16 protein-coding genes are annotated in these 22,196 nt (G+C 33.3%); 11 read left to right on the top strand and 5 right to left on the bottom strand.

The window, feature by feature from the left end:
* Positions 1 to 69 precede the first annotated feature (69 nt).
* From mngA to NK213_RS07765, 7 genes are all read left to right on the top strand, one after another.
* On the top strand, positions 70 to 1,980 hold the full coding sequence (gene mngA, locus NK213_RS07795) for a PTS 2-O-a-mannosyl-D-glycerate transporter subunit IIABC (protein ID WP_253348348.1): 1,911 nt from the start codon (positions 70 to 72) through the stop codon (positions 1,978 to 1,980).
* Positions 1,981 to 2,014: 34 nt separating this feature from the next.
* Entirely contained in the window at positions 2,015 to 4,636 is a 2,622-nt protein-coding gene (gene mngB / locus NK213_RS07790) for a mannosylglycerate hydrolase (protein WP_253348347.1), read from the top strand.
* Between the two features lie 295 nt (positions 4,637 to 4,931).
* On the top strand, positions 4,932 to 7,094 hold the full coding sequence (locus tag NK213_RS07785) for an anaerobic ribonucleoside triphosphate reductase (protein WP_253348346.1): 2,163 nt from the start codon (positions 4,932 to 4,934) through the stop codon (positions 7,092 to 7,094).
* On the top strand, positions 7,091 to 7,582 hold the full coding sequence (gene nrdG / locus NK213_RS07780; protein WP_253348345.1) for an anaerobic ribonucleoside-triphosphate reductase activating protein: 492 nt from the start codon (positions 7,091 to 7,093) through the stop codon (positions 7,580 to 7,582). The genes NK213_RS07785 and nrdG overlap by 4 nt, the downstream gene beginning before the upstream one ends.
* 1,686 nt (positions 7,583 to 9,268) lie before the next feature.
* Complete coding sequence (celB, locus tag NK213_RS07775; RefSeq protein ID WP_253348344.1) at positions 9,269 to 10,615, top strand: PTS cellobiose transporter subunit IIC; 1,347 nt, start codon at positions 9,269 to 9,271, stop codon at positions 10,613 to 10,615.
* 28 nt (positions 10,616 to 10,643) lie between these two features.
* Positions 10,644 to 10,952 (top strand): PTS sugar transporter subunit IIB, encoded by a 309-nt coding sequence (locus NK213_RS07770; protein WP_253348343.1) that lies wholly within the window; start codon positions 10,644 to 10,646, stop codon positions 10,950 to 10,952.
* A gap of 91 nt (positions 10,953 to 11,043) precedes the next feature.
* Positions 11,044 to 12,492, top strand: coding sequence for a glycoside hydrolase family 1 protein (locus NK213_RS07765; RefSeq protein ID WP_253348342.1), 1,449 nt, complete (start codon positions 11,044 to 11,046; stop codon positions 12,490 to 12,492).
* Positions 12,493 to 12,536: 44 nt separating this feature from the next.
* On the opposite strand, the gene NK213_RS07760 is transcribed toward NK213_RS07765, so the two are convergent.
* Complete coding sequence (locus tag NK213_RS07760; RefSeq protein ID WP_253348341.1) at positions 12,537 to 12,863, bottom strand: helix-turn-helix domain-containing protein; 327 nt, start codon at positions 12,861 to 12,863, stop codon at positions 12,537 to 12,539.
* Positions 12,864 to 12,997: 134 nt separating this feature from the next.
* Between NK213_RS07760 and NK213_RS07755 the strand changes: the two genes are divergently transcribed.
* The 4 genes from NK213_RS07755 (at position 12,998) to NK213_RS07740 (ending at position 17,406) form a co-directional block, all read left to right on the top strand.
* Entirely contained in the window at positions 12,998 to 13,591 is a 594-nt protein-coding gene (locus tag NK213_RS07755) for an FMN-dependent NADH-azoreductase (RefSeq protein ID WP_253348340.1), read from the top strand.
* 250 nt (positions 13,592 to 13,841) lie between these two features.
* Complete coding sequence (locus NK213_RS07750) at positions 13,842 to 16,403, top strand: PD-(D/E)XK nuclease family protein (RefSeq protein ID WP_253348339.1); 2,562 nt, start codon at positions 13,842 to 13,844, stop codon at positions 16,401 to 16,403.
* A 37-nt stretch (positions 16,404 to 16,440) separates the two neighbouring features.
* Positions 16,441 to 16,905 (top strand): NUDIX domain-containing protein, encoded by a 465-nt coding sequence (locus NK213_RS07745; RefSeq protein WP_371926393.1) that lies wholly within the window; start codon positions 16,441 to 16,443, stop codon positions 16,903 to 16,905.
* A 30-nt stretch (positions 16,906 to 16,935) separates the two neighbouring features.
* Complete coding sequence (locus tag NK213_RS07740) at positions 16,936 to 17,406, top strand: hypothetical protein (protein ID WP_253348337.1); 471 nt, start codon at positions 16,936 to 16,938, stop codon at positions 17,404 to 17,406.
* 121 nt (positions 17,407 to 17,527) lie between these two features.
* On the opposite strand, the gene NK213_RS07735 is transcribed toward NK213_RS07740, so the two are convergent.
* From NK213_RS07735 to NK213_RS07720, 4 genes are all read right to left on the bottom strand, one after another.
* On the bottom strand, positions 17,528 to 19,036 hold the full coding sequence (locus tag NK213_RS07735) for an aspartyl protease family protein (protein ID WP_253348336.1): 1,509 nt from the start codon (positions 19,034 to 19,036) through the stop codon (positions 17,528 to 17,530).
* Positions 19,037 to 19,112: 76 nt separating this feature from the next.
* Complete coding sequence (locus tag NK213_RS07730) at positions 19,113 to 20,408, bottom strand: cell wall metabolism sensor histidine kinase WalK (protein ID WP_253348335.1); 1,296 nt, start codon at positions 20,406 to 20,408, stop codon at positions 19,113 to 19,115.
* A 2-nt stretch (positions 20,409 to 20,410) separates the two neighbouring features.
* On the bottom strand, positions 20,411 to 21,094 hold the full coding sequence (locus NK213_RS07725; protein WP_253348334.1) for a response regulator transcription factor: 684 nt from the start codon (positions 21,092 to 21,094) through the stop codon (positions 20,411 to 20,413).
* A gap of 197 nt (positions 21,095 to 21,291) precedes the next feature.
* Entirely contained in the window at positions 21,292 to 21,702 is a 411-nt protein-coding gene (locus NK213_RS07720) for a hypothetical protein (protein WP_253348333.1), read from the bottom strand.
* Between the last annotated feature and the right edge of the window lie 494 nt (positions 21,703 to 22,196).

Here is a 22,196-nt window from a genome sequence, read left to right as displayed (position 1 = left end):
GATGCTGATTTTATTCATAAAAAGACAATTTTTTTAAGAAAGTTAAACATGTCTATACAAGGAGGAATTATGAATTTGAAAAAATTAACGGGAGAAGATTTGATAATCCTGAAAGCTGATTACAAATCAAAGCAGGAAGCGCTGGAAGCTCTGGCTGAAAAGCTTTTTAAAAGCGGAAAGATAAGCGATAAAGAGGGTTATCTTAAAGATGTAGAAGCCAGAGAAAAGCAAGGGGCAACAAATGTCGGTATGAAACTTGCTATTCCGCACGGGAAGTCAGCGTATGTACTAGAGCCGTGTTTTGCTGCTGCTACAGTGAAAACTCCCATTAAAGACTGGGAAAAAATAGATGAGGATTCAGAAGATGCGGAACTTATATTTTTAATAGCAGTACCGGATTCACAAGCCGGGAGTACTCATATTGAAATATTGACTAAACTTACGTCAAAACTTGCTGATGAAGAATTAATAGAAAAACTTTTGAAAGCTGACAGCAGTGAAAAATTTCTGGAACTACTTTCGGAAGAGGAAGTAAAAAAAGAAAACAAAGATACTAATGCAGAAAGATTAATACTCGGGGTTACTGCATGTCCCGCAGGAATAGCACATACATATATGGCAGCGGAATCTTTGGAAAAAGCCGGGAGAAAGCTTAATGTAAATGTAAGAACAGAGAAACAGGGAGCAAACGGAATAGAAGGAAGATTCACTAATGAAGAGCTTGCCAAAGCAGAAGCAGTAATATTTGCAGTTGAGGTAGCAGTAAAAGAAAAGGAAAGATTCACAGGAATTCCAAGTATAGAAGTACCTGTTGCGGAACCGATTAAGAATGGTGAGGGTCTTATAAAGAAAGCACTTGAAATTGCTAAAAAAGGAAGAAGTGCTTATACAGCAGTACAGGAACCTGAGAGAAAGCTTTCATTCAGAGAAGAATCAAAAAGAGCAATTTTAACAGGAATATCATATATAGTACCCCTTATTGTCGCGGGAGGAATGCTTCTTGCCATAGCTACACTTATGAAGCAGACACTTCATCTGGAAGCTTTATGGGATCAGGAAAATTCATGGCTTTGGATGTACAGAAAATTAAGCGGTGGACTGCTTGGAACATTAATGGTACCGGTACTTGCAGCGTATATTTCGTTTTCAATATCTGATAAGCCGGGTCTTGCACCGGGATTTGCGGCAGGATTCGCAGCGAACCTTATTAATTCAGGATTTCTTGGAGGATTAGTCGGAGGATTCCTTGCAGGTTATATAATGAAGTGGATCAAAGCTAATATAAAAGGCGGAAAAACGCTTCATGGTTTCTTTAATTTCTTTTTGTATCCAGTATTAGGGACATTTGTAGTAGGAACACTTATGATGTTTGTAGTGGGGAAACCGGTGGCATGGCTGAATACAGCGCTGACGGACTGGCTGAATGCAATGCAGGGAGCAAATGCAATTTTACTCGGGGCAATAGTGGGAGCAATGGTTTCATTTGACCTCGGAGGACCGGTGAATAAAGCAGCCTATGCTTTCTGTCTAGGAGCAATGGGGAACGGGAATCTCGTGCCTTATGCAGCTTTTGCATCTGTAAAAATGGTGTCGGCATTCACAACGACACTGGTGACTAAGCTGAAACCGCATTATTTTCTGGAAGAGGAAAGAGAGCTGGGAAATTCTACATGGATACTGGGACTTGCTGGAATTACAGAAGGTGCGATTCCTGTGGCGTTAAATGATCCTTTCAGGGTTTTGGGAGCATTTGTAGCGGGATCAATGGTTACAGGAGCAATGGTAGTATATTTCAAACTCGGGCTTGGGGTTCCCGGAGCAGGAATACTTTCTATGCTGTTTATGAATATGGACGGAGCGGAAAGTTCTCTTGCAGGAGGAGTTTTATGGCTGGTAGCAGCACTAATAGGAACTGCTATTTCAACTGTTTTACTATTAATCTTAAAAGGGCATAAGTATAAGAAAAGTATTTCAAAATAATAGATTTCATAAGGAAACAGGAGGCAATAAGACTATGGACTGGAAAGTACATGTAATACCCCATATGCATTGGGACAGAGAGTGGTATTTTACGACAGAGGAATCAAGAATTCTTCTGGTAAATAATATGGAAGAAATACTTGAAAGACTGGAGAATGACGAAGATTATAAGTATTATATGCTGGACGGGCAGACAGCTATTCTTGAGGATTACTTTGATGTAAAGCCTGAAAACAGGGAAAGAGTAAAAAATCTGGTACAAAAAGGAAAGCTTATAATCGGTCCCTGGTACACTCAGACAGATGAAATGATGGTAGGGGGAGAATCAATAGTTAGAAACCTTCTTTATGGTATAAAAGATTCAGAGGAATTCGGGGATTATATGAAAATAGGATATCTTCCCGATTCCTTCGGGCAGAGTGCGCAGCTGCCGCAGATTTTGAACGGGTTTGGTATAAAGGATACGGTTTTTTGGAGAGGATGTTCTGAAAGACACGGAACAAATAAAACGGAATTTTTATGGCAGTCTAATGACGGAAGTGAAGTTACTGCACAGATACTGCCTTTGGGATATGCAATAGGAAAATATCTGCCGCTTAACGAGGAAGAGCTGAAAGACAGGCTGGATAAATATTTTCCAGTGCTGGAGAGAGGAGCAGTAACTGAGAATATTATACTTCCAAACGGGCATGACCAGATGCCGCTTCAGCAAAATATATTTGAAGTAATGGATATGATGAAAAAAATATACCCTGACAAAGATTTTTTTATTAGCAGATATGAGAATATATTTGCAGAACTGGAAAAAAACAGGGAAAAGCTTGATGTAATAAAAGGCGAATTTAATGATCCGAAGTATATGAGAGTGCATAGAACTATATCATCAACAAGAATGGATATAAAAATCGCAAATGTTACTATAGAAAATAAAATAACAAATATTCTGGAACCGCTTGCTTCTATAGCTTATTCACTTGGCTTTGAGTATCATCACGGGCTGATAGAGCTTATGTGGAAGGAAATTATGAAAAATCATGCACATGACAGTATCAGCTGCTGCTGTACAGATCAGGTGCACAGGGAAATAATGGCAAGATTTGAACTGGCTCATGATAAAGCTGATAAGCTGATAGATTTTTATATGAGAAAAATCGTGGATGCAATAGAAGATAAAGACGGAATGGATAAACTAACAGCATTTAACCTTCTGCCGTATGAGCGTACAGAGACTATAGAAACAAAAATAAGGCTGAGAGGCGGGAATTTCACTATATATAATAAAAAAGGAGAAGAAATTCCCTATTATATAAAGGAGAAAAAAGAACTGGATCCGGGACTGATAGACAGACAAATAGTACATTACGGAAATTATGATCCGTTCCATGAGTTTTCAATACAGTTTTTGGCAGAAAATATTCCTGCCGTGGGTTATGAGACATATTATATTAAGTATAATACAGGCAATGAAGGGTTGAAAGAAACAAAAGAAGAAAAAGCTTTTATTGAGAATGAATATTATAAGATTACAGTTAATTCAAACGGAACTATAAATCTTTTTGATAAAAAGCTGATGAAGGAATACAAGGAACTGCTTATGGCAGAAGACGGTTCTGACGACGGGGATGAATATGATTATTCACCTTTGAAAGATGATTTTATAGTTACAAATAAAGATATAGATGCAGAAATAAAATTTGAACATACTTCGTTTGCTGAAACAATATATGTTTCATATGAAATGGAAATACCAAAGGATCTTGACAGCAGAAAAAATAAAATAAAAGATTCAAAAATGATGGTTTCTACAGAAATAAAATTAAGAAAAAATTCTGATAAAGTGGAAGTAAAAACAGAAATAGATAATCAGTCGAAAGATCACAGAGTCAGATTCATAGTTCCTACAGGATATAAAAGTACAGAATCTGTGTCGGATAATCAGTTCGGAACTATAAAAAGACCGGTTATAGATACTGCAAATGAAGTATGGGAAACGGAGAATTGGAAGGAAAAACCGGTTCCTGTATATCAAATGATGTCTTTTGCAGATTTGAATGACGGGAATTCGGGTATGTCACTGCTGACAAACGGACTTCGTGAATATGAGATAACAGGAGAAGATTTTAGCGAGATAGCACTTACATTATTCAGAGGAATAGGACTTCTGGGGAAAGAAGAGATGTATTACAGACCGGGAAGACCGTCTGGAATAAAGCTAGAAACCCCTGATTCACAGATGCTTGGTAAATTAACATTTGAATTTGCCATATTTACACACAGCGGAAATGAAATAGACGGACTGGCTCCGCAAAAAGGAAAAGAGTATGTCACTCCGGTTTATGTTTATAACAAAATTCCTTATAATGCCATGAGATTAAATCCAGCAGGGTTTAATACACCTGAGAAATATTCGCTGTTTAGCAAAAAAATAGAGGGAAGTATTCTCAGTGCAGTGAAAAAAGCAGAAAAAGAAGATGCTCTGCTGGTAAGGATATATAATCCAAATATTAATAAAAATATACAGGATTCATTTATTTTGGATACTAATATAAAGAATATATATGAAACAAATTTAAATGAAGATAAACTAAATGATCTGGATAGTACGGATATTGTTCTAAAACCATGTCAGGTAAAAACTATGGCTTTATCCAGATAAACAAAGGATAAAACGGTTTTGCCGTATAAATTTTGAGACCTGCCGATTATATTATTAAATTTATCATTTATGAATAAAAAGTAATTAAAAAATATTATGCATACAATGATTAAAAATTTAAAAGAAAAAAATATAAATATGGCAGGTCTTTATTTATGGAAATAAAAAAATTTTAATCAAATAATAACTTGAAAAATTCAAAAAAATTATTATTTTAAATTCTAAGATATTATTTGCAAAACACTATATATGGTGGTATTATATATTAAATAAAACAATATATAGTGAGGTCGTTATGGATAGAATGGTGTATATAAATAAAAATGATGAAGAAAGAGTAACGGAATACGAAGGATTTTCGACAATAAAAAATAATTTTAAAGAGATTTTTGACGGTATTATAAATGTAGAAAAAAATAATACCAACAATGAAAATGCTAACATGTCATCTGATACTCCCGCAGGACAAATGATGAAATTTGCTTCTGAAACATCAAAGGATTATGCCCTGAAGTATCTGGTGACACCGAAATATGCTGATGCTCATAAGGAAGGATATATCCATATACATGATTTGGATTATTATCCTACGAAAACTACAACTTGTGTTCAGTATGATCTGGAAGACCTTTTTGAAAACGGATTTAAATCAAAGCACGGATTCATAAGACAGCCTAAAAGTATATCAACGTATGCTACACTGGCTACAATCATATTTCAGACAAATCAAAATGAGCAGCATGGAGGTCAATCGATACCGGCATTTGATTTTTTTATGGCAAAAGGAGTACTGAAATCTTTTAGAAGACACTTGAAGTACAGAGTTTTGGCATATCTTGAATCTGATTATGTGGAAGAAGCAAATCAGGAGTTAAAAGATCTTCTCGTGGAATTAATAGACTCGATTGTAGTAACTGATGAGAAGAAGCTAATTTTGTCGTCTAAGCTGAATTTGACAATGAACGAAGTAGAAAAAGCAATACATGTAGCGTATTATGATACTAAATATGAAACTTACCAGGCAATGGAAGGATTTATACATAACTTAAATACTATGCATTCACGTGGAGGAAATCAGGTAGTATTTTCTTCGATAAACTACGGTACTGATACATCACCTGAAGGAAGAATGCTTATAAATGAACTGCTGAATGCAACAATTGCAGGACTGGGAGACGGAGAAACACCTATTTTCCCTATTCAGATTTTTAAGGTAAAAGAAGGGCTTAATTATTCAGAAGAAGATTACGAATTAGCTCTTAAAAACTGGGATAAGGCAATAAAAGGAGAACTTAAGTACAAAACTCCAAACTTTGACTTATTAATAAAAACAACTTTAACAACAGCAAAAAGATTATTCCCTAATTTCGTATTTCTTGATGCTACATATAATAAGCACGAACTATGGAAAATGGATGATCCGAACAGATATAAACATGAAGTGGCAACAATGGGATGCAGAACAAGAGTTTTTGAAAATGTAGTAGGAGAGAAAACTTCTATAGGAAGAGGAAATCTGTCATTTACTACAATTAATTTTCCAAGACTCGCAGTAGAAGCAAAAAATGAAATTCTGGCAGAAAACAGCGGAATAGATGCACAATCACTTGAAGATAAAGCAATTGAAAGATTTTTAGTGAAACTTCAGGAGTATACAGAGTTCGTTGCGGAACAATTGAAAGAAAGATACCTGTTTCAAAGAACAGCACTTGCAAAACAGTTTCCTTTCATGATGAGAAACAACATCTGGAAAGGCGGAAATACTCTTATGGGTAATGATGAAGTAGGTACGGTTCTGGATTCAGGAACATTGGGAATAGGATTTATCGGAGGTCATAATGCTATGGTGGCTCTGACTGGTAAAGGTCACGGAGACAGCAAGAAGTCATACGATACTTTGATAAAAGCTTTGGAAATAATGAATGAAACAGTGGATAAATATAAGGAAAAATATAAGTTGAACTACTCTGTACTGGCTACGCCGGCAGAAAGTCTGTCAGGAAGATTTACAACTATTGATAAGAAAAGATTTGGTGAAATCAAAGATGTAAATGACAGAGAATATTATGTAAATTCATTCCATATTGATGTAAAATCTGAAATTTCGGCTCTTGAAAAAATAGAGAAAGAAGGAAAATTTCATGAGCTTACAAAAGGCGGACACATTACATATGTAGAATTAGACGGAGAGGCAAAAAAGAATCCTGTAGTAATTCTACAGATAATAAAAGCTATGAAAGATAATAACATAGGTTACGGTTCTATTAACCATCCTATAGACAGATGTAAGTCATGCGGATTTGAAAGTCTTATTGAAATAGAATGTCCTATATGCGGAAGCGAGGAAATTTCCAGAACAAGAAGAATAACAGGATATCTAACAGGAGATCTTGACAGCTGGAATTCATTTAAGAAAGCTGAAGAAAAGGACAGGATAAAGCACGGAGTGTCTAAATGAGAATATTAAAAATATTCAGGGAAACTATATCTGATGGTCCGGGGTTCCGGTATTCAATATATTTTTCAGGATGTTCCCATGCATGTCCGGGATGCCATAATGAAGACTCATGGAATCCGGATAACGGAGATGTCATGGACAGTGAGTATTTCAAAAAGATAGCAGACGAGATAAACGGCAATAAAATGCTGAGCGGTGTAACACTCAGCGGCGGAGATCCTTTTTATAACGCAGAAGAGTTTTTGGATTTTCTTGTAAGACTTAGAAAAGAAACAGGCGATATTGATATTTGGTGTTATACAGGGTATACAATGGAGCAGCTGCTTCTTGACAGTATCAAAAAAGAATGTTTGAAATATATTGATGTTGTCGTAGACGGACGTTTTATTCAGGAACTTCATTCAGAAGAACTGAGTTTTAGGGGAAGCAGAAATCAAAGAATAATAAACGTAAAAGAATATATAAAAGATAATAAAATAGAATTTTAGAGAAACGGCTTATTAGAGCCGTTTTTTGTTTGTAGCCGGATATTTGGCAGTGTCTTTTAGAAAATGAAGAAAATAACGTGATTTTGTGCTGCTGGGGCTTGCCAAAATCTTATCACGGGAAGTATTTGACTGAGATGTTTACGTAAAGCATAAAATTATGATAATTTTATTTAGTTGAATACACTTGAAATAAAGGGTTAGAATATATTTTTAGTTTACAAAAAATAAAAAAAGAAATATTTGTAAATAATGATTGTAGAAATATGAGAATTATTTTAGCAGAGATTATTATAAATTCATATATAAATATTTGTATAAATACAATGTTCATATGAATTTTTATATGTTTTTGGTTTACAAAAATAATTGAATATGAAATATTGTAAACTGAATATGAAATAAAATTGTAAACTTAAAATAGTGAGTAGTGAGTAAAATAAAGTGATTCAAAGATTATTATATAATAAATCAAAAAGTATAATAATTGATGTAAACTATATAAATAATGAGTTTTAATTGATTTTTAGTTTACAAAAATGTAATTTATTATAGATGTGTAAATAAAGGATTTTATAAAGAAATTTGTAAACTAAAAATATAGAAAAATCCTTTGGAAACGTCGTTTTGAGTCTATTTGAAAATGAGTAAATATATCTTGTATAATTTTGAAATATAGAAATAGCATAAGATTTAAAGGAAAATTATCGTTTAAAAACTTAAAAAAACCGGTTTTCTTAAGTGAAAGCGGAGGAATTACGTTAATTATTTAAAAAAACTATTACGACTATAAATTGATATATAAAGAATAGGAGGTAATTTAATTTAGGGAACAATAAAAATCAGCATCAGAAATAAAATATTCATATTTAAAATATGATAAATAAGATAATTAACAATAGAGAATAATTTTTAATATTTTAAAATTTCATTTTATATAAAAGTAATTTATCTCATCTAAAATAAGCGTTTAAATATATTTTTAGTTTACAAAATTATTGAAATTATAAATTTGTAAACTAGTATAATAGATAAAAATAGAAAATTTAAGTAAATTAGAAATAAAAGTAATATTCTAACTTATATTTCCTGATAAAAAGAAAATAAAAAGTGATGAAAGCAAATAATAACAGTAAATAGAATATATGTCCTAACATGATTCTAAGTTTAAATAAAGAGCTCTCAAAGAAAGAATACATATAATATACAGGTCTTTTAGATAAAAGCTTTTTTCTTCATTTTAAATTTCCTTTAATACCCCTTAAGGAAATAGGCTGTTTTGGTTATGCCGAAACAGCCTTTTATTTTCACGAAATTTTATCTGAAAGAATATTGTTTTAAGGAATAAAAAGTCTGAATTTCTAATATATAAACCTATAAGAGCTGTTTTGAACAGCTTTTTCTATTAAATGAAAATTTTTTCCATATTTTCAAAAAGTGAAAAAAATTTTATAATTTTAAAAATAACTATAAAAGCGGAAAGGCTGATGGTGAATAATTGTATTTAAAGTGAAATCATGATCTAGAGAAAAAAATTTGAAAGGGATATTGACATTTTAAAAAAATAAAGTATAATTTTAAAGAAGGAAATTTTTTTCTTTTTTTGGTATTTTTTCATAATAATCGATATAATTACAAAAAAAATTCCGAAAAATATTTTCTCACAAAATCATGAAGAGGTGGTAATATTTGAACTTTGTAATTAATTTTTTAGAAAAGTATGCTATGCCTGTAGCAGCCAAAATAGCTTCTCTGAGATATATCAGAGCTTTGAGAGACGGTCTTGCCGTTACGATGCCGCTTATTATAGTAGGTTCTGTTTTTATGATTCTTGGAAATGTTCCTATACCAGGTTATGCTGAATGGATGACAGCAACATTTGGTCCGGATGTACTGACAAAGATACTATATCCAGTAAGAGTAACATTTGACATAGTAGCTGTAATTGCGGTAATGTCTATATCGTATCAGATAGCAAAGGAAAAGGATATGGATGCTTTTTCCGCAGCTGCAATATCACTGGCGGCATATCTGCTGTTGATACCTGTAAATACTGTCAATAATGTAATACTGGAATCAGGTGAAAAACTAAGCCTTGGAAGAGTGTGGCCGACAGGAAACTTTTCGGCGGGCGGTCTGATGGTAGCTATAATTACAGCATTTATAGCCACTGAAATCTTTATGTTTATAGTTAAGAAAAATTTTGTAATAAAGATGCCGGAATCTGTACCGCCGGCAGTGTCAAAATCTTTCACGGCAATAGTACCGTGTCTGGTTATACTTTTATTATTCTGGTGCATAAGATTATTCTTTGAAAGCACTGAATACGAAACAATCTTTGCCTTTATAACAAAATTCGTAGCAACACCGCTGTCTAAAGTAGGTCTGTCATTTGGAGGGGCATTGGGAACTATATTCCTGTATCATTTATTCTGGACAATGGGTATACACGGAACAAGGGTAGTATTCGGAGTCATGGATTCCATACTTCTTCCTGCAATGGATCAAAACCGTCAGGCTCTAGAAGCCGGGCTGCCGCTGCCGAATATTGTTACAAAGCAGTTTCATGATAACTTTGTAAACGGGCTGGGCGGATGTGGTGCTACAATTGGTCTTATAATATGTATATTTATAATAGCAAGATCAAAACAAATGAAATCAATAGGAAAACTGGCAATAGGGCCTGCGATCTTTAATATTTCCGAGCCGATTATCTTTGGTGTGCCAATAGTGATGAATCCTATAATGATGATACCATTCGTTCTGGCACCAATGGCAGTGGGTGCAATAACATATATATCAATGGCACTTGGACTTGTAAACTTTCCTGCGGGAATAGCAGTACCATGGACAGTTCCGAGTTTCTTCTCAGGGTTTCTCGCTACAAACGGCGACTGGAGAGCAGTTATTCTTCAGGCAGTAAATATAGCAGTCTCCGCACTGATATACTGGCCGTTCCTGAAAGCGTGGGATCTGTACCTGCAAAAGCAGGAAGCTGAGGAAGAAGCATTGCATTTAAGCGAACATAAGGAATAATTCAGATAATTAAGAAGGTGGTGTAAATATGGTAAGAATATTACTAGTGTGTTCCGCAGGTATGTCAACAAGCCTGCTGGTTACTAAAATGGAAAAGGCAGCCAAAGAACAAGGGCTGGAAACTAAAATATGGGCTGTGTCTACTGATGCTGCTGACAGAAATATGCAGGATGCAGATGTGGTATTAATAGGGCCGCAGATAAAATTCCAGCTGGATGCCATGAAGCAGAAAGCTGCTAAATATAATTTGAAAGTAGAGGCAATACCAATGGTAGACTACGGTATGTGCAACGGGCCGAAAGTATTGAAAATGGCATTGGATATGCTCGGGGAATAGAGATAACAGGAGTAAGGAGATTATCCGGTGGTATCTGGAATATCTCCTTTTAAGTATACAAAATTTTGATAAAAAATAGTAAGGAGAAGATATGGATAATAATATGAAAAAGTATAAGCTTCCAGAAGACTTCATTCTCGGGGCTGCTTCATCAGCCTGGCAGACTGAGGGATGGGGCGGAAAGAAAATAGGACATGATACATTTATAGATTTATGGTATAAGGCTACTCCTGAATTATGGCATAACGGTTACGGACCTGCTGTGGCAACAGACTTTTATAACAGATATAAGGAAGATATAGGACTTATGAAAGAATGCGGTCTTCGTTCATATAGAACTTCTATAGACTGGAGCCGTTTTATAAAAGACTTTGAGACAGGTGAAGTAGATGAAGACGGGGCTGCTTTTTATGACAGTGTAATAAATGAAATGATAAAAAATGGTATAGAACCTATGATTTGTCTGGAACACTATGAGTATCCCGCTGCTTTATTTGAAAAATACGGTGGATGGGGTTCCAAACATGTAATAGATCTTTATGTGAAATATGCTGTGGAAGCATTCAAAAGATACGGGGACAGGGTAAAAATCTGGTTTACATTTAACGAGCCTATAGTTTTACAGACAAGAACAATACTTGATGCACAGAGATTCCCGTTTAAACAGGATACGAAGCTGGCAATGCAGTGGAATTACAATAAAATTCTCGCTACTGCAAAAGCAGTGGAAGCTTTTAGGAGAGGAAACTACGGAGAAAAAGCGGGAAGCAAAATAGGCGTGGTTTTGAACCCGGAAATGACTTATCCGAGATCGTCATCTGCGCATGATATGAAGGCAGCTGACATGTTTGACCTGTTTTATAACAGAATTTTTATGGATCCCGCAGTAAAAGGCGAGATACCAAAGGAACTTTTTGAAGTGCTGGATCTGCATAACTGTCTCTTTGATTATACAGAAGAAGAATTGGAAGTAATAAAAAAGAATACTGTGGATATTCTGGGGCTGAATCTATATTTTCCCGTAAGAATAAAAGCTAGAAACTCTGCATGGAATCCAGAAGTGCCTTTTCATCCTTCTTATTATTTTGATCATCATGAAATACAGGGGAAAAGAATGAATCCGCACAGAGGGTGGGAGATATATCCTAAAATTATGTATGATATGGCAATGAGAATGAAAAATGAATATGGAAATGTGGAATGGATGATTTCTGAAAACGGAATGGGCGTGGAAGGCGAGGATAAATATAAAAATGAAGATGGAGTAATACAGGATGACTACAGAATAGACTTTATATCCGAGCATATGGCATGGCTTTTGAAAGCAATAGATGAAGGATCAAACTGCAAGGGATATATGCTTTGGGCATTTACAGACTGTGTATCACCGGCAAATGCTTTTAAGAACAGATATGGTCTTGTGGAAATAAATCTGGAAGATTCCAGAAACAGAAAGATGAAAAAATCAGGGAAATGGTTTAGGGAATTAAGTGATAATAATTATTTTTATTTCAGGGATCTGGTACCTGTATATAAGTAAAAAAGTATTAATGCAGAATACAAGTTTGGAGTATTCTGCATTTTTTATTTATCCAGCAAGTTTTTTTCATATTTAATTCCCCATTCCACCATTTCGTCTAAAATAGGCTTTAGAGAATAACCCAGTTTTGTCAGGGAATATTCTACTTTTAAGGGGATTTCGGGATAAATTTCTCTGTTAACTAGTCCGTTTCTTTCCATTTCACGTAGATTTTGAGTCAAAACTTTTTGGGAAATATCCTCAAGAATTCTTCTGATTTCGTTAAATCTTCGCGTTCCGTTTAACAGAGAACCAATAATTCTTATTTTCCATTTATTATTAATAAGCAGTAATGTTGTTTCTACAGGACAGGTTTTTGAATCTTCATACATATTTTATACCTCTTTCACAGTAAAATTAATTAGTATCTTTTTGATATCAGATAACTAAAAAGTGCTTACTTTACAAAAGCTCCTTTTTAAGATAACATTATTATAACACATTTATAAAAGAAAGGAAGTAGGAAATGAGCAAGATACTGTACATAAAATCAACTCCGAAATCTGTTGAGGATTCTTGGAGCCTAAAGATGTCGGAAAAATTTTTGGAGAATTATAAAAAATTCAATCCTGATGATATAGTTGAAGAGTTAGATCTTTATAATGAGGGGATTCAGGCGCTAAATGCAGAGGAACTTGTGAGAATGCCTATGCCGGAAGAGACAGAAGTAAAAAAATATGCCAATCAGTTTTTGGAATATGATAAATTTATTATAGCTGCTCCTTTTTGGAATTTCTCAATTCCGTCAATATTAAAAGCATATATTGACAGATTGCTGATTGCAGGAAAAACTTTTAAATATACTGAAAAAGGCTTTCAGAGTCTTATAGCCGGGAAAAAGATGATGCTTTTTATGGGAAGAGGCGGAATTTATTCAGAAGAACCTATGAAATCTATGGAAAACGGAATAAAGTACCTAAATCTCATTTTTAAGGACTTTTTCGGGTTGGATACGGATTCTGCAGTTTTAGAAGGAACTAATGTATATGATACAGATACATTAAATAAAAGATTTGATGAAATAAAGCCGGAATTGGAAAAAAAGGCAGAAGTTTTTTAAAATGAGAAAATGTAATAAAGAATAATTTAAGGGTGGAATCAACAGGACAATTTATAAACATCATACAGATTTGGGATAGGGGAAAATAAAGGTATACAGAAAGTTTCCTGCGGTAAACAGATTTTGCCGCGGGAAGTTTTTTTGCTGTTATATTTTAGCTGAATTTATGGTATCATATATGTAATATTTATAAATAAAATCCGAATAAATTTACAGCTGGAAAGCTGTATGAAAAAATACGGGAGATAGAATGAAAATAAGCAATATAGGATATTTTGGAGATTTTTCAGAATATATGAATAAAAAAAATACAGTATTTGTTTTTTCCAGTCCTTCGGATAAAGCTGAGTTTGAGAAGTTATATGAAAATGAAGATATTACACGTGAAAACCTTTTTATATTTATAGGGGAACTTAGGGAAAAGCTGTTTTATACAGATAAAGTAATGCTTAAAGAGGAGAAGGAACAGATATTATTTTATGAAATACTTGATGAGAGAGAAAGAGACTTTTTTAAGATAGAAAATTATTTTGATTCTATTGATATAGCCTCTTCATTTTTGAATTTCTATAAAGAATTAAAGGAATGGGGAATAAAAAAACTTGCTCTTAAAAGTGAAAATAAAAGAAAAGTCTACGAAATTCTTGAGGAAATGAAAGTGAAATATGAAAAAAAACTTTCAGAATTAGATTACACTAATAAACTTTTCCTTGAAAGTCCTGAAAATTTTAGTACCTTATTTTTAAAAGGATATAATGATATAGTTTTTGTTAATCACTTTAATTTCACTGTTTTTGAGAAAGAGACAGCCAAAAGTCTGGAAAAGGAATTTTCCGTAGAAATAGTAAATCAGATTGATGAAGAAGATTATGATAACGCTGAGTTAAAAATAAAAAAAGCTAGAATGGTTTTTGATAAAGATAAGGAAATATCACTTTATAAAAGTGATAATGAGATACTTAACGTTTTTGATATTCTTGAAAGAAATAAAGATATGGAAAATCTGAATCTGCTTGTTCCTGATCTGGAAAATGAGATTTATTTTAATCTGCTGTCTCAGAGTAAGGCAAATGTAAAGAGCAGAATTTATCTGAAAAACACGAGATTCTATACTTTTTTTAAATATATTCTCGACCTTTTGGAAAGTAAGGAATCACATACAGAGGATTTTAACATAAATCTCAAGAAATTCAGAAATGCAATATCAAACAAAGTTTTTGCGGCTTATTATAAAATAGATGTTTATTTTACCGAGACTGTAGATAAAATAATACAGTATGACTATATTTACATTACCAGAAATCTTGTAAAGCATCTGAATGTAAGCGACATTTTTAAGGGAAAAATATCTGCAATATTTTCTGATCTGGAAAATATATTTAATACGGATAACTTCCTTGAAGTCCTAGAAGTAATGGAAAAATTCAATAAATCTATGCTTTTGGATAACAGATACACTGATGATCTCGATAAATATTATGAAGCTTTAAATGAAATAGAGGCAATAGAAAAGCTGAAAATACACAGGGACTGGGATAGTTACTTTAAACCGAACGGTGCGAATTTTTTGAAAATAATACTGAAATATTTTGATTTTAAAGAAGTGACATTGAATATAAAAGAGGATTCTCAGGAGATAATGCTTGATGATTTTAAAAGCTTTAGAAATGAAGAAAAAGAAAAAATTGTACTTTTTAATATTCATGAAAAAAATCTTTATGATATAAATGAGAATTTATTTTTTCTCGGGGAAAGAGAACGTGAGCTGAACGGACTTCCCAGCACAGAAGAGCTGAAAAAATTTGAGAAATTCAGGATTTTCAGGTTTTTGAACAGTGCAAAGTTAATAGATATATACTCTTTAGAGATACAGGATCAGAATATCTTTGTCAGTTCACTAGCAGAAGAAATAAGAATAGAAAATAATCTGAAATTTAATGAGATTATGTTTAATGAGTCAAATATTGCTGATATTTTGAAAGAAATGTTTGATGAAAAAAGAATAGAATATAAGGGGAACAGAGACGATACCCTGTATAAATCAGGGCCGGACAGGGAACTGAAAATCGGGGCTTATGATTTTAGAGATTTGAAGGAATGTCATTACAGATTTTATCTGAAAAAAATGATTGGTCTGAAAGAATTCATAGAACCTCAGGAAAAAATAACATCAAAATCCTTGGGTATTCTTATACATGAGGTATTTGAAAGGATATCTGTTGCTCAGAAAGACAAGATTATAGATACAATGAAGTTTGATGTAAACAGTACAGAAGTAGAGAAAACAATAAAAGATGTAATAAAAAGCGAGTCTGAAAAGATATCAAAAAAATATGGCAATTATTATGAGGAAATAATATTCCCTATAGTAACTGAAAGTGTTACGGAATTTTTCAGGAGTTTGGAGCGAAAAATAAAGGATAAAATTATAGTTTTTGAGCCTGAATTCAAAAAGGAAAGACAGATTACGGATAATGTGAAAATAGTAGGAAAGCTCGATCTGCTTATAGAAACTGAGAAAGAACATTTTATTATAGATTTTAAATCAGGAAAAGGAAAACTGGGGCAGCTTTACTTTTACTCAAATCTGATTTATGAAAATGAAAGTGCAGAAAAGATAATTTATGATGTTTTGAATATGGATGTTATTGATAAGGATGACGGAAAAGATTTCCTGACCATGAGTGATATGAAAGATGTAATAGATGACTTTGAGAAGTCGGATAAATACAGACGGACAGACGACCCGAAGAATTGCCGTTTCTGTGAGTACAGGGAAATTTGCAGAATGAGATATGATAATACGAAATAAAAATTTTGGGCAAAAAATCGAAAAGGAGTTGAAACTATTGAAATTAGCAACACTCTGTTATATAAAAAAAGACGGGAAAACATTAATGCTTCACAGAACCAAAAAAGAAAATGACATGCATGAAGGAAAATGGGTAGGGGTAGGCGGAAAGATAGAAAAAGGGGAGTCGCCGGAAGAGTGCGCAGTAAGAGAAGTTTTTGAGGAAACAGGACTGAAGGCAGAAGAACTGAAATTAAGAGGGCTTCTTACATTTCCTGATTTTAACAGCAGTGAAGACTGGTACGGCTATCTTTATGTTGTAGAAAAGTTTTCCGGCGAGCTTATAGAATCTCCCGAGGGAGACCTGAAATGGATAGAGGACAGCAAACTTTTTGATCTGGATATGTGGGAGGGCGACGAGCTTTTCATGAGATGGATGCTTGAGGACAGAATGTTTTCTGCTAAATTTATATATGATGAAAATGAAAGAATGAAGGACTACAGCGTGACTTTTTATGAATAGCAGAATATTTTTATAGAAGGAGAATAAGTTATGGCAGAGGAAATAGCGGGAGAAGACCGGGAATCAGGTATAAATCCGGAAATTGAATCCAGATTTATGGAGATAAATAATATTAAGATTTATAAAGAAATAAGAAAAATGGAAAAACTTGGAGAAAAGAAACTGCGGTTATTATTGGTAAATTTAAAGGGGAAATCCGGAAAAGAACTTGGACAGTTAACAAAGAAAATTAATAAAATGACTGATTTATATAAAAATGTTGTAAGAAAGCTTATGAAGCGGGCTAAAAAGCTTGCTGAATTTTCTGAGGATCTGGAAATGAAAGAACCGGCGGATTATGATTTTTATGAAATGGTTATGAAAAATATAATTATTTTAAAAAATTTTGAAAGTACATACAGATGTTTTGTTTTGGAATTAATGTATAAAAATCAAGAAATAAAAGCATACAAACAGAAAAAGGAAATAAAAGAATTAAAAAAAGCAATAATGAATAAATAGTGGTATTTATCATTATTGACTTTTTATCAGGATAGTATTGGGAATTTATAATATTAGATATGAGTATTATAATTTCTGTACTACCCTTTTTAAATTATTTGGCTCTGAATTATTCAAAAAATTACTGTGTGAAAATCATTTTCATAGTATCAAAATTTATTGTCCAGCTGTATTTTTTCAAAAAGTTATGGCTGATAAGTCCGTCCATGATAAAGCCATTGGGTTCTTCATAATTAAATGATGATTCCAAAATACCATATAAAGACCATACATTATACTCAGCAGGCAGTTTCCCAAGCCTGAATTTATTAACGATAAACTCACCTACCTCAAAATCATTTCCACCTAATCCTCCGCTGCCGTCAGCAGACGATCCTTTTGTTGTTTTGGGCATGGGAATACCTGTGTAAGCCATTGTTTGCTCCAGTAATATAAGTCCGGATTTTTCATCAGCAAGACCAGAATCCATAAAAAAGTTTAGAGAATCTTTTCCGTTAATACTGCCTTTAGCTGTCATAAAATGAGCAGCGGAAAGGGTGAAAGGAATTTCATATACTTTATTTTGCTTTGCCAGATATTGCTGCAGCAGAGATTTACCCTGTGCATTTTTAGGTCTTAAAATAAGCCGGCTGTCAGGATAGTCCATTGTTGCTAAAAACTGTTTGAGTATTCCTGTGGAAATAATTCCGCTGATTTCTATATTATCGTACAAAGCTGAGAACTGGTTAATAGATGCTATCACCACAGGAATATTTTCTATTCTGACTCCGTTAAGTGATAAAGAATCAGCCATTCCAAATTTAGTCTCTACTTCTATTCCGCCGGCATATTTTCCTGTATTAACGGATAGTGTGTGAATATTCAATGCAGCGGCAGTTTCTTCGTCAATGTAAAAATCAGATGCACCAGTATCAATAATTGCATTGATTTTCTTTCCGTTAATTTGCATTTCGACTACAGGTAACGGTTCATTAGCAATAAACGGAATTTTTATTTCAGAATTTCCGTTCCAGCTGATTTTATACGGCTTATTATTCTGAAATCCTTTCATCATTTCCTTTAAAGGTTCATCCATGTTTTTTTCCAGATCAGCTGTAAGATTTTTGGCTTTATCAAATTGGTTTGTCTGGTAGTAGATATATAAAAGTCCTGTTTGCGCCTTTGTTTCATAGTCTTTTGAACTGCTTTCATTTAATTTGTCATATAGTTTTTCTGCTTCTTTATAATTTCCTGTAACATACTCAATTTGAGCTGAAAGATAAAGTGCTTCGTCTGAAAATTTTTCTTTTTTCAAAACCGGATCAAGAATTTTTTTGGATTCAGGAAAATTTCCAAGCTGAAATAGTTTTCTGGCATATGCCAGCTGTGTATCAGTATCTTTAGGATTTTTATTTAGTTTTGTTTTAAGTTCTTCAATCTCAGTCATGATACTTTGGCGGGTTGGTATTTTTTCCAGCGGACTTAGTATTTGCGGGTTATTTAAACTTACGATGTTCCCGGAATTTTCAGACTGCTGAACCTGAAGCGGTACAGCTGAAGCGTGAATCTCACTGCTGGCTGTTATTCCTGTAATAAAAATACAGAAAATGAAACCAGACATAATTTGTCTTAATAAAATATTTTTTTTCATTCGGGTTCTCCTTTATTTGAGTTTATACTGTATTATAACAATCAAACCTTTAGGGAACCTTGAATATCAAAAAAAATTAGAGTGGAATCTTAACAGTGAAAGTTGTTTTTTCATTTTCTGTACTTTCTGCTTCAATTTTACCGCCTAGTTTATCAACTGCTGATTTTGCTATAGGCAGACCGAGTCCAAAACTGTCGCCGCTGTTAGTTCTCGAAATATCTGAACGAAAAAATCTGTCAAATATTTTGGGCAGATCCTCTTTTGGAATTCCGGCTCCGTTGTTTTGAACTGTCAGTACAGCAGCGGACTTTTCTTTGTGCAGTATAATGCTGATAATTCCTCCTGACGGGGTATAGCGTACTGCATTATCGAGCAGAATATAAATTACCTGTTCTATTAAGCCTGGATAAGCGGTCGCTGAAATATTTCCGCTTATATTTTCTTCTATATTAATATTTTTGGTATTTGCCGCAGCTTCAAAAGAATTAACGGTTTCAGCCAGAGTGCTGCTTATGTTAACCGGAGTCTTAATTGAAAATGTATTTTCAGTTTCTATTTTGGAGAGAGTCAGCATGTTCTGAACTAATTCTGACATTCGCTTTGTTCCGTTTAGGATATAGTCAAGCCATTTGATCTGACTTTCCACAGTTTCTTCTTTGTTTGCATACAATACTCCGATATTTGCCGTAATAATACTTAAAGGTGTTTTCAGCTCATGAGAAACATCACCAAGAAAGCGTTGCTGATTATCCCATACAGCCTGCATTGGTTTTACTGCACGATTGGAAAAGTACAGGCTCATAAAGAAAAAAGCTAAGAGCAGAGCAGAACCAGTTAATAACAATGTATTTCTGAGAGTATTCAGGCTTTCCATAGATTCGGTCACATCCAAAAAGCGAATCTGATAAGTTTCATCAGTATCGGTATGATCTGAGGAACTGCCGTTATCTATTATTATCTGAGTTACAGAAGGTGTTATTTTATATTTCCATAATCTGTCTGCGAATTTTATTGTTTGTCTGTTATTATGTGTCCATGCATCAAATCCCACTTTTTCATAAACATCGGCGGGGAATTCCAGTGCAGAATCAATTACCAGTATTTTCCCATTTTTATCTACAATCAGATTAAAATAAACTCCCAGATTGGGGAAGACTCTGCTGACCACCAGAGCAGTGGTTTTTTCGCCGCCGAGAGATACTTCTTTATCAGTATTAATCTCCAATACTTCGGTAAAATTAAGCTTTTCATTGATTTCAGATGAAGTTTTGAAATAAGATACAGCATAAACAGCTGTAAATGCTGTGATAAGAAATATTACCGAAAAACCTGTCATTAGCAGGAAAAATCTGTTTCTAAGTTTTGTGAGCAATTCTATACCTCCCCGGGATAATTCAGAATATATCCTAATCCTCTAATTGCTTTTATTGTCAACGTACTGTTAATCTGCTTTAACTTTTTACGCAGTAAAGATATATGGATTTCTACATGGTTGTCTTCTGCATTTGATTCATAACCCCATAATTTTTCTATCATTATATCTTTGGAAACAGTAATATATTTATTGGCAATGAGCAGTTCCAGAGCCTGAGCTTCTTTTGGCGTAAGTTTTGTTTCTTTGTCTTTGGATGTGAGCAGTAATTGATGTGGATTAAGGGTTATATCCCCGTATTGAAGAATTCCGTTATAAGCAAATTCTCCTTTTCTCCGTGACAAAGCTCTCAGTCTTGCTAAAAGCTCGTCCATTTCAAAGGGTTTTTCCAAGTAATCATCTGCTCCGGAATCCAGCCCTTTTATCTTATCCTGTGTCTGATTTTTGGCAGTGAGCATAATAACCGGAACTGGTATTTTGGCGTCCCGCAGAGAATGCAGTACGCTAAAGCCGTCCTTTTTCGGAAGCATAATATCCAGAATAATAATGTCGTAAATACCTGATAAAGCAAAATCCAGCCCTGATTCCCCGTCAGCGGCTATATCAACACTGTAGTTATTTTTTTTCAATATATGGGCAACAGCCTCTGCAATCATAATTTCATCTTCAACAATCAGTATTTTCATATTAAGCTCCTTTCATTTATTAGTATTCAATTACAGCACAAATTTTTTTAATTTTTTGAATAAGGAAAAGCTATGTTATAAAAAAATACCCCTGAATATTTAGAGGACTAAATTTTCCGAGGTCTGTAAATTTTATACTTTAACCGGCATATGTGAAAGCCGGTCCTTTCGAACATGAACAAAACCAAATTAATTATTTATTTAAAATAAACATAGGCAACTTTTTTGTCTTCTGTAAATCCCATTTTTTTGGAAGTGTCTTTTACTTTTGCGAGATCCATCTGATAGATATCAGACATGTTGAAGCTGTTCAAAACCTTTTCCGATTCAGTAATTTCCGAATCAAGTATTTTCAGCTGCATATTCAGATCCATAACAGCGTATACTGCATTCATCTTGAAAGCTGAAATCATCATAAATATTCCTATATATATCGCGGCGGTTTTTAATACTTTATATTGTTTTGATTTTTTGAATTTTCTTTTCAGTCTTTTCTTTTGCTCTTTTTGAAAGTTATAGTGTGCGAGTTCTGCTTTCTCAATCATTTCGTATTCTCTGATAATTTTCAGTACCGGATTAATGATTTCTGCGTTATCGTCAAAATGCATTCTTCCTCCCAGAAATTTTATTTATAAAGCTTTTATTTGATAAATAGTATTTTTTTATATTTTATGTTTACATATTAGCATAAAATTTAAAAAATGTAAATAAAAAATAATAAATAATATATAAAAAATATGACTTTGAGTATATTTTTTTATAAAGAAACATTTTAAAAAAGAAACTACCAATATAACTTGGATTATAGTGATATATTAATGAAAATAAAGGTTTTCTAATAAAATTGATATATTAGAAAATGATTTTTTGAAATTTTATGGTTTTATTTCAGAAATTAAAAATGATGATACAAAGAAAAAATGTGTATTAAGACGGATTATTCAATCAGAGTTTCAAATATAGAATCAAAAAGATAAAAATTACACTTTTTTGAAGAGTTAAACTAAAAGGATTGGATCCTGTACAGGGAGTGTGCAAGAAAGTCTGTAAATTAAATCTGATATAATAAAAGATTTGTTTTTCATATATTGATTTATCTATT

This window comes from Sebaldella sp. S0638 (assembly GCF_024158605.1).
Lineage (GTDB): Bacteria > Fusobacteriota > Fusobacteriia > Fusobacteriales > Leptotrichiaceae > Sebaldella.
This window is presented reverse-complemented; position numbering and strand designations above follow the sequence as displayed.